Annotated in this window: 11 protein-coding genes; 6 read left to right on the forward strand and 5 right to left on the reverse strand. The window is 54.4% G+C overall.

The features are described from left to right. Positions 1-143: 143 nt before the first annotated feature. From R70723_RS09255 to R70723_RS09270, 4 genes are all read right to left on the reverse strand, one after another. Positions 144-1,025 (reverse strand): carbohydrate ABC transporter permease, encoded by an 882-nt coding sequence (locus R70723_RS09255; protein WP_039871551.1) that lies wholly within the window; start codon positions 1,023-1,025, stop codon positions 144-146. A gap of 13 nt (positions 1,026-1,038) precedes the next feature. Further along, on the reverse strand, positions 1,039-1,977 hold the full coding sequence (locus tag R70723_RS09260) for an ABC transporter permease (protein WP_039871552.1): 939 nt from the start codon (positions 1,975-1,977) through the stop codon (positions 1,039-1,041). Positions 1,978-2,076: 99 nt separating this feature from the next. Further along, entirely contained in the window at positions 2,077-3,684 is a 1,608-nt protein-coding gene (locus tag R70723_RS09265; protein WP_052421546.1) for an extracellular solute-binding protein, read from the reverse strand. A gap of 53 nt (positions 3,685-3,737) precedes the next feature. Beyond that, positions 3,738-5,477 carry a glycoside hydrolase family 2 protein gene (locus R70723_RS09270; protein WP_039871553.1) on the reverse strand — a complete coding sequence of 580 codons (1,740 nt, stop codon included), beginning with the start codon at positions 5,475-5,477 and terminating at the stop codon, positions 3,738-3,740. 151 nt (positions 5,478-5,628) lie between these two features. Between R70723_RS09270 and R70723_RS32840 the strand changes: the two genes are divergently transcribed. The 3 genes from R70723_RS32840 to R70723_RS09285 all read left to right on the forward strand — a co-directional run bounded on the left by R70723_RS32840 (position 5,629) and on the right by R70723_RS09285 (position 9,654). Then, positions 5,629-6,477, forward strand: coding sequence for an AraC family transcriptional regulator (locus R70723_RS32840; RefSeq protein WP_076418382.1), 849 nt, complete (start codon positions 5,629-5,631; stop codon positions 6,475-6,477). Between the two features lie 138 nt (positions 6,478-6,615). After that, positions 6,616-8,181, forward strand: a complete 1,566-nt coding sequence (locus tag R70723_RS09280; RefSeq protein WP_039871555.1) for a glycoside hydrolase family 43 protein — start codon at positions 6,616-6,618, stop codon at positions 8,179-8,181. A gap of 18 nt (positions 8,182-8,199) precedes the next feature. Further along, complete coding sequence (locus tag R70723_RS09285) at positions 8,200-9,654, forward strand: glycoside hydrolase family 28 protein (RefSeq protein ID WP_039871558.1); 1,455 nt, start codon at positions 8,200-8,202, stop codon at positions 9,652-9,654. Here R70723_RS09285 and R70723_RS09290 read toward each other — a convergent pair. Then, positions 9,637-10,551 carry a helix-turn-helix transcriptional regulator gene (locus R70723_RS09290; RefSeq protein ID WP_081957321.1) on the reverse strand — a complete coding sequence of 305 codons (915 nt, stop codon included), beginning with the start codon at positions 10,549-10,551 and terminating at the stop codon, positions 9,637-9,639. The two genes, R70723_RS09285 and R70723_RS09290, sit on opposite strands and share 18 nt — an antisense overlap. A 72-nt stretch (positions 10,552-10,623) precedes the next feature. On the opposite strand from R70723_RS09290, the gene R70723_RS09295 reads away from it, so the two are divergent. From R70723_RS09295 to R70723_RS09305, 3 genes are all read left to right on the forward strand, one after another. After that, positions 10,624-11,514, forward strand: a complete 891-nt coding sequence (locus R70723_RS09295) for a pectinesterase family protein (RefSeq protein ID WP_039871560.1) — start codon at positions 10,624-10,626, stop codon at positions 11,512-11,514. A gap of 25 nt (positions 11,515-11,539) precedes the next feature. Next, the gene (locus tag R70723_RS09300; protein WP_039871561.1) at positions 11,540-12,571 is read left to right on the forward strand and encodes an alpha/beta hydrolase family protein; all 1,032 of its coding nucleotides are present in this window, start codon (positions 11,540-11,542) and stop codon (positions 12,569-12,571) included. A gap of 66 nt (positions 12,572-12,637) precedes the next feature. Further along, positions 12,638-13,768 (forward strand): glycoside hydrolase family 88/105 protein, encoded by a 1,131-nt coding sequence (locus tag R70723_RS09305; protein ID WP_047171081.1) that lies wholly within the window; start codon positions 12,638-12,640, stop codon positions 13,766-13,768. Positions 13,769-14,027: the final 259 nt, after the last annotated feature.

Below are 14,027 nucleotides of genomic sequence, written 5' to 3' on the forward strand. Positions count from 1 at the left end.
TTTGGGTAAATAGCATAATCAGCAGGAACAGAATGCTTAGCAGGCATTAGACAGACTGAGTGGAAATCAATAAAAGTGTGCCCGCCGATGAAGGCTCCGGGGCACACTTTTTGTTTTTTATAAGCGAACGATTAACAATTCTGCTACTCCTTCAATGCGCCAATCAGGACACCGTGCACAAAATATTTTTGCAGAAACGGATAAAGCACCAGAATCGGCAAGGTAGATACAATAATGGTGGCGTATTTAATCGTCACTCCGATATCTGCACGGTCACTGGTTGCTGCCCCGGTCATCATATTGTCGGTGCTGTTGGAGATCAGAATCTCCCTGAGCACCAGCTGAAGCGGGAATAGCTCCCGGTCACGCAGATAGATTAACGCGCTGAAATAGGAATTCCAGTGACCCACCGCATACCACAGTATCATTACCGCGATTACAGGCATGGAGAGGGGTAAAATAATCCGCAGCATAATCACCCAGTCATTGGCCCCGTCAATGCGTGCGGATTCCTCCAGACTGACGGGAATGCCCTGGAAGGCGGTACGCATAATGATCAGATTGAAGGAGCTGATGGCTCCCGGAAGGAGGAGCGCCCAGGGCGTGTTCAGCATTCCCAAATTATTGATCAGCAGGAAGGAGGGGATCAGCCCTCCGTGAAATACCATGGTGATAATGATGATGAGCATGATGGTGTTATTGAAATAAACGTTGCGGCGGGAGAGCGCATAGGCACCGAGCGTAGTCATAATCAGATTGATGATTGTACCCGCAGTGACATAGAACAGCGTATTCCGGTAGCCGGTTATAATCATGGGATTCTCCAGTACTGCTGTGTAGGCATCCAGGCTGAACCCCTGAGGATAGAATAACATCCCGCGGAATTGGGCGATTTGCGCCGGATCACTTAGAGATGCAAGCAGGATATAGATAAACGGATACAGCGTGACGAAGCAGAGCAGCAGCATAAAGCTTATATTGAACCATTTGAATGCGGTTTCACCCAAAGTGGGCTTAAATATCATTGTTCTCTCCCCTTTACCACAGCCTGTGCTCGCTTAACCGCTTACTGATGGTATTGGCGAGTGTAAGCAAGATGAAGCTGATCACTGAATTGAACAAGCCTACGGCAGCGGAGTATCCGAAATCGGCCCCCAGAATCCCTTTCCGGTAGACATAGGTTGAGATGACATCGGCTGTTTCATAGGTCAGCGGGTTGTAGAGCAGAATGATTTTTTCGCTTCCCAGGGATAACATGGCTCCTATATTAAGGATAAGCAAGATGACAATGGTCGGCATAATGCCTGGAATCGTCACATGCCAGGTTTGCTTAAACCGGCCGGCACCGTCAATCCGGGCTGCATCGTACAAGGCGGGATCAATGGTGGACATGGCGGCAAGATAGATGATGGAGCCCCAGCCGATGCCCTGCCAGACCTCGGAAGAGATATATAGCGGGCGGAACCAGCCGGGCTCCTGCAGGAAGGCAATCGGCTCTATGCCGAACATGCCCAGAATATTGTTAATCAGACCGTCGCGTGCGACAAAATCAACGATCATCCCTACAACAACTACTATTGAAATAAAATGGGGGAGATAGCTGATGGTCTGTACAACCCTTTTAAAGAGCACGCTGCGGAGCTCATTGAGCAGGAGAGCCAGGATGATCGGTGCAGGAAAGGCAATGAGCAGTTGAAAAAAGTTGATCATCAGCGTGTTGCGGATCAGCCGCCAAAAATAATGGTTGTTGAAGAAGCTCTGAAAGTGGTCCAGTCCGACCCAAGGGCTTCCCCAGACTCCATCGGCAATGCCGTAATCCTTAAATGCTATGAGCAGACCGTACATCGGCCCGTAATGGAACAGACCGTAATAGGCGATAACAGGAAGAAGCATCAGATAAATGTATCGGTTGCGGATTAAATCCCGTTTGATAAAATTCCATTTGCCTCTCGAAGGCTTGGCGGCTGCGGGCTGCATTACATTGTGTTGTAAGTCGGGCACGGTATTCTCCCTCCATTAAAGGTTTCCGGAATAGAAGCACCTGCCGGCTGCTCCTATTCCGGGCGTTCCTGAGACTTATCTGTTATTGTAGCGTTCCAGGGCGGCCTGCTGAATCCCGATGGCTTCCTCAATGCCCAAGCCCTTGAGCGTCTCAACATACTTACCGAACTGGTCCAGAGACTCGGCGCCCATAATAAATTTCAGCATCATCTCATCCTTGTACGTATTGACGTCAGTCATGATGGAGGCGAACCGGCTGCTGTCTTCCACAGCGATCGTGGACGGCGGCATTCTGTTCTCGTGTGTAGGGGCTGACCATAGCTCCATCGCCTGCTTCTGTTCCGGCTTGGTCGTGTATTGCTGCGAATGGCGGATATCCTGCACAAAAGGGCCTGAGGTAGCACCCATGATATGTTTTCTGAAGGCCTGGGAAACCGGCAACCCGTCCGGATTATTAAGAATAAGATCGGTGTATACCGGGTTGCCGCCGTCCATCGTATATGTCTCTCCTTCCTTGCCGAAGTTCATAATGCGTTTTCCTTCTTCGCTGTAGAGGGTGTCCAGAAACTTCACGGTTTCAGCCGCGTTCTTGTTACTGCCCGTTATTGCCGTAAAGATCCCCGTAACCGGATTGTCGCGGTAACCGAAAGCCGGTTTTTCCCCGGTCTTTAATGTCGGATAAGCCGTTCCTGTTATTTTAAAACCAGGCTGGGTCTCCTTCATCAGGTCCATATATTTCCCGATTCCTCCATTAAGGAAGAGTACCGCCGACCCGACCTGGCTGCCGGTTATTTTGGCATCTCTCATTTTGTTGTCTGTGCTGGCAAAATCCTTATCCAGCAGCCCTTCGTTGTACCACTGGTTCATTGTGGCCAGGTACTCCCTGAATCCGGGCTCAATTGGGCCGTATTTGACGGTGTTGCTCTCCTGGAAGAAGTCATTGGGTGTCCCGAATGCGCCTGCAAAGGCCAATTCTCCCGCCGGAATGAGAATCGGAATTTCATCGGCCTGGCCGTTTCCGTTCGGATCCTGTTCTTTAAACGCTTTCAAAACGGTGTACCATTCATCAATCGTAGTCGGTGAGGATAAATTTAATTTATCCAGCCAGTCCTGGCGAATGGCGGGGCCCAGGAATACCTGCTGGGTAACATCCTCACGGATAAACGGAAAGCCGATAATGTTGCCGTCATCCGTAGAGCTCATTTTTCTCCATTCCGGGTTGTCATCCAGCAGCTTTTTCAGATTGGGGGCCTGATCGAGATAGTCATTTAAAGGAATGATCTTTTTGTCGCGGATTGCTTTCTGGGCTCCGCCGGGGTACAGGTTCCATCCGTAGTCCACAACATCCGGCAGCTTATTGGAAGCAACCATCAGATTAAACTGCTCCGCAAGCTGGCCTTGCGCCGGATGCTGAAAATCAACCTCGACGCCGGTCTTGGTCATAATCTCCTTCCAGGAGGTAACCTCTGCATAGCTTTTCATAATAGCGGCAGCATCCGGAAATAGCTCAACCCAATACGACAGCTTGGTTAATGACTGCGCCGGTGTATCCGTAGCCTGTTTGTCAGCCCCCGGCTCGTTAGCCGCTTCGTTTACTCCGCCGCCGCATGCCGATACCGCCGTTACCAGCAGCGCCAGCATTGCCAGCGAGGCTGCCCGCCGGCCCGTCTTTCTTGTGTGCATTGTCATTAATAATGCCCTCCCTATACAATGGAATGACGAAATTGAAGCCCGGTTTATGATTTTAGAGTTGAGCCCCAGGTGTAGGGATCGGAGCATCCCGTGTAAATCCCCTTAACTATGCGGTAAGCCAGCTTGGGCTTGCGGTATTCATTTACCAGCCCCTTATTATTGAAGGAACGTGCGCGGTCCCTGAAGTGGGGACGGAAGCTCTCCAACTGTGCCCTTGTATCTGCAAACTGCCAAACGTAAGTGCCGCTGATCCGGTTATCACTCCGGAAAAGCTTCAGCGCCCTGCTGAGAAGCTCAGCCTGGTAATCCTCGCTGAATAAACGCGGCTCCCAGCCGGAATCGCCGTGAATACCCGCTCCCCCGAACTCGGTCATGAGCACTGGCGTATCCTCTGCACCATATGCCTTGCAGCGCTCATGGAAGGTTGTAAGCATCTCCGCAAAGCCAGCATGTCCGAAATACCATCCGTCATAGTAGTTGATGCCGATAACATCGAACAGGCCCAGGCAGATGTCTGTCATCGGATGCATGGTGGCGTAGGCTACAAGCCGTGACTGATCCTTGCTGCGGACAAGCTCTGTCAGCTTGACGGACAGGTCATAGGCCTCACTGGAGCGTGTGTCAATCTCATTATGGACAGACCAGAACAGGATGGAGGGATGGTGAAGATCCCGCTCGATCATTTCGTCCATCATCGTCAGCGCACGCTCAATAAAGACAGGGTCTCCGGTATCCTGTGCCGGAAAAGCGGCGCCCCAGATCGGAATCTCACTCCAGAACAGCACGCCCCGCTCATCCAGCAGATCAATCCAGTATTCACTCTGGGGATAATGGGACCCCCGTACTGTATTGCAGCCCATCTGCAGCATAATATCGAGGTCCTTGGTCATTAATTTATTTGGAAAAGCGAAGCCCCACTCCGGATGCTCCTCATGACGGTTAACGCCCTGCAGATACAGCTCCTTGCCGTTCAGCAGGATTTTTTTGTTCTGCTTCTCTACGGTACGGAAGCCGATGCGGTCGGTCAGATCATCCCGGCCGGCTACCGCCCGGATCATATAGAGCTCGGGATTATCCGGCTCCCAGCGGCGAAGCCCGGTCCAGGCTTGCCCGATGTTCAGCTCTGTGCTTCCGCCGGGATCAAGTTTTACATTTCCGGTATAGAATAGCTCGCCGTTCTTAAAGAGGGAAACGGGCACTTCTGCCGGAGTGTCCGACAGGGAGCGCAGGTTAAGCTTTACCCGGATGTCGGCACTTGTATCTCCGGTCATGTTGTAGGTAATGCGCAGGTTCCCGATTGAGACATCCGGCAAAAGCTGGATCTCCACCGGCCGGATAATGCCCCCGTAATGAAACCAGTCTACGATGTGGTACGGAATCGTATTGCGTTCCAGCAGGCTGTCCGTGCGGACGATAAGCTCATGGACTCCTGCTGCGGCATCAGCCACTGTAAAGTCAAACGGAGTATAACCACCATAATGGTAGCCTAAATGGCGGCCGTCCCAGTACACATCGGCATGCCCCAGCACGGCATGAAACAGCAGGCGTAAATGGCTGGTTTCCTCCAGCGTCACCCGTGTCCGGTACCAGGCCACTCCCTCATATTCATATTTGCCTAGCTCATTGTTCCAGCATGCCGGCACAGGCATCTGATCGTGATCAGACGGGAATTGCGTATGCCAGCCTTCAGCCAATCCTATGTTCTTTTTATCAAAAACGAAATCCCATAGCCCGTCGAGCAGACGGCACTCCCTGAGCCGGTGCTGTTGAAACGTACGAATCAAAATCATCATCCCCAATTCATTTTTTAAGGTACATTACAGATTAATGTCCTTTATGATCGGAGTTTAGCATTGGTCAGGGCGAAGGGACAATGGTAAAACCAATCTGAATCATTTATCATAAACGATACAATGAAGTATTGGAGGTAACAGGATGGAATATGGACTTGGAAATCTGGCGGCGTATATACATTGGGTGCTGGCCAAGCCGGCGGTGCCGGGCTGGGAGGACATCCGGCAAACCGTGTCCGGGCACACACTCTACTACATTTACAGCGGGAAGGGTGTATTCCGGTGCGAGGGAGAGGAGCAGGAGGTTGAAGCGGGAATGGTGGTATACCTTTGGCCCGGCTTGCCGCTTCACATGAAATCCTCCGGCTCTCATCCCTTACGGATGACGATGCTGCTGTTCGATTGCGCTTTGCTTGGGGTAAGCGAGGAGGGCTGGGGGACGCCTGAACCCATTGACAGGCTGAGGCTGCCCTTTCTTATGCAATTGACCGGTGACCGGATGAAAAGGATCGGCAGACTTTTCCGGGAGGCGGAGTCGGAATGGGTGCCGGGGGATTTGGTGCGTGATGCCCGGGTGAAATCGCTGTGGTACCGGCTGATTCCTGAGCTGCATGAGGCGGCTGAAGAAGAAGGCAGTAAGGGCGGGGCCGGGGATGTGACAGCCGCGCTCCGCTGCTTCAAGGAGCAGCTGGATACCGGCTTTGCAAGTGATCTGCGCATTACCGAGCTGTGCGAGCAGACCGGCTTCTCTCCCGTTTATTTACGCAGGACCTTTGCAGCCCGCTACGGGTGCAGCCCCAAAGAGTATCTCGTCCAGCTCCGCAACGAGCACGCCGTCCGCCGGCTCCGGTTCACAGGGGATTCCATCGGGGATATCGCCAGAGCCTGCGGTTATTCCGATGTCTATCAGTTCAGTAAGGCCTTCAAGAAGCGTAACGGCCTGTCGCCGACGAATTACAGGATTAAGCAGGGCCTGAACTTTATCGTTTGATTGTAATGCCGGTCAGATGATAGAGCATGAAAGTATAAAAATGAACAAATTGAGCATGGAAATTGCAAGAAAGTTAAACTTGGGCGAACTATAATTGGTGGTGCTTACATATTTTTCGCCCTAAGGAGGCTTCTTGTATTGAGAACATTCCGCAATCCGGTTATGCCGGGCTTTTACCCCGACCCTTCGGTCATCCGTGTCGGTGAGGATTATTATCTGGTTACCTCCAGCTTTGAATTCTTCCCCGGCGTTCCGATCTTCCACAGCAAGGACCTGGTTAACTGGCAGCAGCTTGGCCATGTGCTTGACCGCCCCTCACAGCTTAATTTAGACCATACTATTCCTTCGATGGGCATCTGGGCGCCGACGCTGCGCTACCATCAGGGAATCTTTTATATGATTACAACCTATGTCGACAATGACAAAAACCAGCACAACTTCTATGTTACCGCCACTGATCCTGCCGGAGACTGGTCTGATCCGGTCTGGCTGGAGGATGCCCCGGGCATCGATTCCTCCTTATTCTTTGATGACGACGGGAAGGTGTACTACACCGGCAACCGCGTTCCGCCTGAAGGCCAGGATTATCCGAAGCATATGGACATCTGGCTGCAGGAGATTGACCTTGAGGCAGGGAAGCTGACCGGACCGAAGATCAGCATCTGGCAGGGTGCGCTTAAAGTGGCTCACGCACAGGAAGGTCCGCATATCTACCGGATCGGCGACTGGTATTATGTGCTGATTGCCGAAGGCGGTACCGGACATACCCATGCGATTACCATCGCCAGAAGTAAGCATGTAACAGGGCCTTATGAGGGGCACAAGGCCAATCCGATTCTGACCCACCGCCATCTCGGCAGACAGTATCCGATTGTCAACGTCGGGCACGGTGAGCTGGTCGAAACCCAGCACGGGGACTGGTGGATGTTCTGTCTGGCTTCACGGACCTGCGGCGGCTATTACCGCAACCTGGGGCGCGAAACCTTCCTCACCCCGGTAGCCTGGGAGAATGAGTGGCCTGTAGTGAATCCCGGCAAAGGCGTGCTGGAATTCGAGTCAGCCGCACCGGATCTGCCGGAGACAAAATGGCCGGAGCTGCCGGTGCGTGATGATTTCGCGGACAGTAAGCTCAGCCTGATCTGGAACTTCCTGCGGACACCGCGGGGCGAATTCTGGAGTCTTACCGATAAGCCGGGTTATCTGCGGCTTCGCCTGAAGCCGGAACGGCTCTCCGAAGTGGCGAATCCTTCCTTTGTCGGCAGACGGCAGCAGCACCTCAGCTTCCGCGCTGCGGCGGAAATGATGTTCAGCCCGGTGCAGGAGGGTGAAGCAGCCGGACTTGTCCTGCTGCAGAATGAAAACTACCATTTCCGCTATGAATTAGGGCAGGATGCAGGCGAGCAGGTGCTCCGCCTGATTGAGCGCCGCGGCGGCAGTGAGCAGCTGCTGGCTTCCAGAGCATACACACCGGGCAAAGTGCAATTCAAGGTAGAAGCAAAAGGACAGGAATACAGCTTCTACTACAGAACCTCTGAATCGGACAAATGGACAGCACTGTACGAGAAGGCGGACGGAACGGTGCTTAGTACCGATTTGGCAGGAGGCTTTACCGGGGCATACATCGGAATGTATGCCAGCTCTCAGGGGGCGGAAAGTATCAATGCAGCGGATTTCGACTGGTTCAGCTATGAAGGGCTTGAATAGAGAGGGAGGAAATGAACAATGAGTGTTAATCCAATAACGGAAGCTTATCCGCTTCCGGAGCTTCCGCAGATTCCGGACCGGACCTTTAATATTACGGAGTATGGTGCAGAAGCCGGAGTTCTGTCGCTGTGCACCTCCGCCATTCAGGCTGCGCTTGATGCCTGCTCTGCTGCCGGAGGCGGAACGGTTGTTATTCCGCAGGGAATCTGGCGTACCGGCCCGCTTACCCTGCACAGCAGAATTAATCTGCATGCCCGGGGAGGAGCTCTGGTGCAGTTTGTCCCGGACCCCGCCTTATATCCGCTGCAGCCCTCCTACTACGAGGGTACATCCGGCTGGCGCTGCCAGTCACCGCTGGATGGTGAGGGTCTGAGCGATGTGGCCATTACAGGCGAAGGGATTTTTGACGGCGGCGGAGAGGGCTGGCGTCCGGTAAAACGGTTCAAGATGACGGAGCTGCAATGGAGGAAGCTGACCGGCTCCGGCGGCGTGCTTGATGAAGCCGGAGAGATGTGGTGGCCGTCACGCGAAGCAATGGAAGGGGAAGCGTATGTCCGCAAGCTGCAGGAGAGCGGGGAAACCCGTGCTGAGGCTTACCTGCCCGCCCGTGCTTATCTCCGGCCTGTGCTGCTTAGCCTGCGGAACTGCCGCAGGGTGCTGCTGGAAGGTCCGACCTTTCAGAATTCGCCTGCCTGGAACCTGCATCCGATGGCCTGTGAGCAGCTTACGGTGCGGAAGGTCCAGGTGCGTAATCCCTGGTATTCGCAGAACGGGGATGGAATCGACCTGGAATCCTGCAGTCATGCGCTTGTCGAGCATTGCAGCTTCGATGTTGGAGATGATGCGATCTGCCTGAAATCAGGCAAGGATGAAGAAGGCCGGAGATTGGGGATACCATGCAGCTATATCACCATCCGTCATTGTACCGTGTATCACGGCCACGGCGGAGTGGTCATCGGCAGTGAAATGTCCGGCGGTGTGCATGCGGTCAGAGTGTACGACTGCCTGTTCATGGGGACCGATATCGGTCTGCGCTTCAAGAGCAACAGAGGCAGGGGCGGGGTAGTCGAGGATATCGTCATGGAGAATATCGACATGAGCGGAATTATTCATGAAGCGGTATCCTTCCATATGTTCTACGCAGGCGTAGAAGGCTCGGAGGGACATGATGAGGAGCTGCTGCCGGTAACCGAGGAAACTCCGCAGTTCCGGAATATCACCCTCCGTAATATCGCCTGCCAGGGGGCAGATACCGCACTGCTGGTGAATGGCTTGCCTGAGCTGCCGCTTGCCGGGCTCACGGTCGAGAATCTACAGGCCGTCAGCAAGCGCGGCATCATCCTGCGTAACGGCGACGGGTTAAGACTCGATAACATCAGCCTGCAGACTGCAGAATTGCCTGAGGTGCAGATTCATAAATGCAGTAACGTCTCTGTTACAAATTCAGAGCAGCTGTCAATCAGCCGGAGTTAGGATGATGTCATTGTCTACGGCCTCTCCGGTGATTCGGGAGCCTGAAGACAGCTGGGCTTTGGCCTCCTTCCGGTATTGAAGCGGAGTCAGGCCCGTTGATTTTTTGAAGGTTTTATTAAAGTGGGAGAGATGCTCGAAGCCGACCGCTGAGGCGATCTCCTGGATTTTATCGGCAGATCCGGCCAGCAGCCGTTCGGCTTCCCTGACCCGGATGTGAACGATGTATTCGCGGAAATGGAAGCCTGTCAGACGGTGGAACACCCGGCTCAAATAAGAGGGGCTGATGAAAAAATGCCCGGCAGTCTGCTCAAGGGTAAGCGATTCACGGTGATGGCTGCGGATATAGGTGGCTACCTCAGTCACGAGCTGATGCAGCGGATGCTTCGTAGCACCTGCCTGTGAGGTGGTTTCAGAGCGCTGCAGCAGAATCATCAGCTCGGTCAAAAGCGTAATGATGCAGGTTTCATAGAAGGGCTTCTGCATCCGGCACTCCTCCAGCATCCGGTTCAGCAGGCTTTCCGCCTCATCCTGTTCGCGCAGCGTCAGCCTGAACAGCCGGTAGCCGCGGCTGCTGAACCATTGCGCCCTGCTGCGCAGCTGCACCGGCAGCAGAGCCGGATCATAATTAATCAGAACCCGCTCAAATTCGGCGATTTCCGAGCTGGCTGTGGCATGAAGCTCGTTGCCGCGGATCAGGATCAGCTCGCCTTTATGAACCGTAATTACCCTGTCATCGACAAAGTAGACGCGCTCCCCCTCCAGCAGATAATACAGCTCTATTAATTCATGTCTATGGGGACGCGGCATGGCGGTAATGCCCTTGCGCTTCATATGCTGGATGCTGTACCGGCTGTCTGCGATATGATATTTGGGATTTGGGCTGGTTACGCTGGTCATGAATCTCCTCTTCTCTTCAATCCGTTACGGCTATTATAGAATAAATTCAGGCAGATATAAAAGGAGCCGCACATGCTAATTACAGTCTCAAAGGGTAGCGCCGGTGGAGTCAGCAGCCTGCAGGAGGCGCTGGATTCTATTCCCTCCCAGCACAGTTCAGCGGTCACTATCCGCATCAAGCCGGGAGTCTATGAGGAAAAAATAACGGTGGGGCAGCATTTGCCTCCCATTCTGCTGCTGGGTGAGGATACGGAATCGACCATCCTTACCTGGTCGGATAACGCCCACACGCTTGGCACGGACGGCGAGCCGCTCGGCACATTCAGATCGGGTACATTGAATGTCTTTGCCTCAGGCTTCACTGCCGAGAATCTGACCGTCCGCAACGCTTCCGGTCCGGGCACCGGTCAGGCCGTAGCTGCCTTTATCGATGCGGATCAGGCCGTCTTCCGGAGAGTACGCCTGCTTGGGGATCAGGATACGCTGTATACCGGCCAGGGCAGGCAATATTACGATAACTGCTATATCGAAGGCGATGTGGATTATATTTTTGGGGCAGCGACGGCTTTGTTCGACCGCTGTGAGCTGCACAATAAGCGCTCCAGAGGATACATAACAGCGGCCTCCACTCCGGAGGGAACCAGATTCGGTTATGTGTTTCTGGACTGCCGGATCACAGGGGGAGAGGGAGTCAGCGATGTCTATCTGGGCCGCCCTTGGCGCCCCTTTGCCCATGTTGCTTTTATCCGCACCGAGATGGATGCTTCGGTTACGCCGGAAGGCTGGCATAACTGGGGACAGCCGGACCGGGAGGCAACCAGCCGTTATGAGGAATTTGCCGGCAGCGGACCGGGAGTTAGTCCCGGGGCAAGAGTGTCATGGTCCCGGCAGCTGAATGCCGCGGAAGCTGCGGAGTACAGGGTGCTGAACGTCCTCGGCGGCTGGCATCCCGAGGGATATTGAGTTTGCATCAGGAGGCGAATAACGGATGGATGTATTGCAGCAATACATGAACAAGCTGACAGATTCCGCACCCCGCAGCTCAGCTTATCAGGAGAATATTCCTTTCGGGCAATGGCGTTCCCGGCTTGCTGCGGCCTTCACCGAGAAGCTGGGCGGATTCCCGGAGAAGCGTGCCGGTCTTGAACCCGTACTCCTGGAACGGGTAGCCTGTCCCGGATACACCCGGGAACGGATAGAGATTACAACCTTCGAGGGACTGCGGATGCCGCTGTACCTGCTGATTCCGGAGCAGGCTGCAGCTTCCCCGGTGCCGGCCGTTATTGCCGTTCACGGACACGGCTACGGCAGCCGGGAAATAACGGGCCTGCACCCGGACGGTTCAGAGCGGGAGAGTGATCCGGGGCTTCATAAGGATTTTGCCGTATCCCTGGTTAAAGAGGGCTTCGTAGTGGCTGCCCCGGAGGTGCTCGGCTTCGGCGACCGGCGGCTGGCCGAAGACCGCGGGAGCGGTGAGCCGGGGAAAAACTCCTGCTTCCGCCTGTCCTCGGCGCTGTTAATGGCCGGACAGACGATGGCCGGTTACCGCATCTATGAGACGATGCGGGTGCTTGATTATCTGCTGACCCGCAGTGAGGTGCACAGCAACCGGATTGGCATTATGGGGATTTCGGGCGGCGGTCTGGTCGCCGGCTTCACAGCGGCGCTGGATGAGCGGCTTGCCTGTGCTGTTGTCAGCGGCTATGCCAACACGTTCGCGGCTAGTATTCTTACACGGAACCACTGCCTGGATAACTACATTCCGGGGATTCTGCTGGAGGCAGAAATGCCGGATCTGCTCGGATTGATTGCCCCGCGCGGGCTGTTCCTGGAGTCGGGCAGCGCCGATCCGTTGTTCGGCCCGGAAGGAGCCTCGCTGGCGCTAAGCAGACTGCAGGAGATTTATAGCGCGGCGGGGCATTCCGGGCAGGTGAGGGCGGATTTTTTCCCGGGCGGGCATGAGATTCACGGCGGGCCGGCGTTTTCCTGGCTGCGTCAGCAGCTTGCAGATTTATCATGAAAAGTTGAACAGTAATAATACAAAATCAATATCTAATAGATGCAAAACAAATGACAGGAGGAGTGAATGATGTCTGCAACAGAAGTGAATACCATAAGCTGGTCACGCAGGATTGCGGAGGCTTTACTCGGGGAGTGCAATGAGCAGGGGGAGCATGCTTACCTGCTGGAACGCTGGGCTTATGTTCCGGGGATGCTGCAGCTGGCGATGGCCCGGGCCGGGCTTCAGCTGGGTAAGCCGGATTATTTCGATTATATGCAGCGGCATATGGACAGCTTCATCGGCGAGGACGGCTCTATCCGGACCTACAGGCTGGAGGAATATAATCTGGACCAGATTAACCAGGGCAAGAATCTGTTCCTGCTCTACCAGAAAACCGGAGAGCAGCGCTACGCCGAAGCCGCCCATCTGCTGGCGGCCCAGCTGATCAGCCATCCCCGCACCTCGGAAGGCGGATTCTGGCACAAAAAGGTCTATCCGTTCCAGATGTGGCTGGACGGCCTATATATGGCCTCGCCGTTTCTGGCCCAGTTCGGCGCAGTCTTCCAGCGTCCCGAGCTGATCGACGAGGCAGCCCGCCAGTTGCTGCTGATTGAGCGCCGGACCCGCGATCCCCGCACCGGTCTGCTGTATCACGGCTGGGATGAATCGAAGGAGCAGGAGTGGGCAGATTCTACTACCGGATTATCTTCCCACTTCTGGAGCCGGGCGATGGGCTGGTATGTGATGGCTTGTGTGGACTGTCTGGAGCACTTTCCGGTGACCCATCCGCAGCGCGGAACGATCATCGGCATTTTCCAGCGGGTATGCGGCGCGCTTCTGGAGGTACAGGACAAGGAGACCGGCCTCTGGTATCAGGTGCTGGATCAGGCGGGGCGCAAGGGGAATTACCTGGAGGCTACCGGCTCGGCTATGTTCGTGTATGCCATGGCTAAGGGTCTGCGGCTGGGCTATCTGGAGCGTTCTTTTGAAGAAGGGATGCTCAGTGGCTATGAAGGTATTATGAAGCATCTGGTCACAGAGGACGCGGACGGACTTCATTTGCACAAAATCTGCAATGGAGCCGGGCTGAGCAAGGACCGCAACGGGTCCTACGATTACTACATTTCCGAGGCTGTTGTATCCGATACCCCGATGGGAGTGGGGCCGCTTTTGCTGGCATCGCTTGAGGTGGAGAGCTATTGTGAAGGGAAATAGGCAGTGTGATCTATCAGGGCTGCCAAGGCTTTGCATCAGGTACAGGTGCTGACCCACCCGGTAACTGTTGAGAATCATATGATGCTGTAGCGGATGAATGGTTGTTGGTACCCAGCCTGCTCTATCCCCCTTGGAGGGGAGGGGCGGGCTTTTTTTGCTGACATAACTGCATTCTGTGCAACTAAAAGAGGCAAAAATCAGTACCTGAGCGATATAAGTGCAGTTTGTGCAGCTATATCAGCCGGAATTAGGCTAAATG

The sequence above is a fragment of the Paenibacillus sp. FSL R7-0273 genome, assembly GCF_000758625.1.
Lineage (GTDB): Bacteria > Bacillota > Bacilli > Paenibacillales > Paenibacillaceae > Paenibacillus_AQ.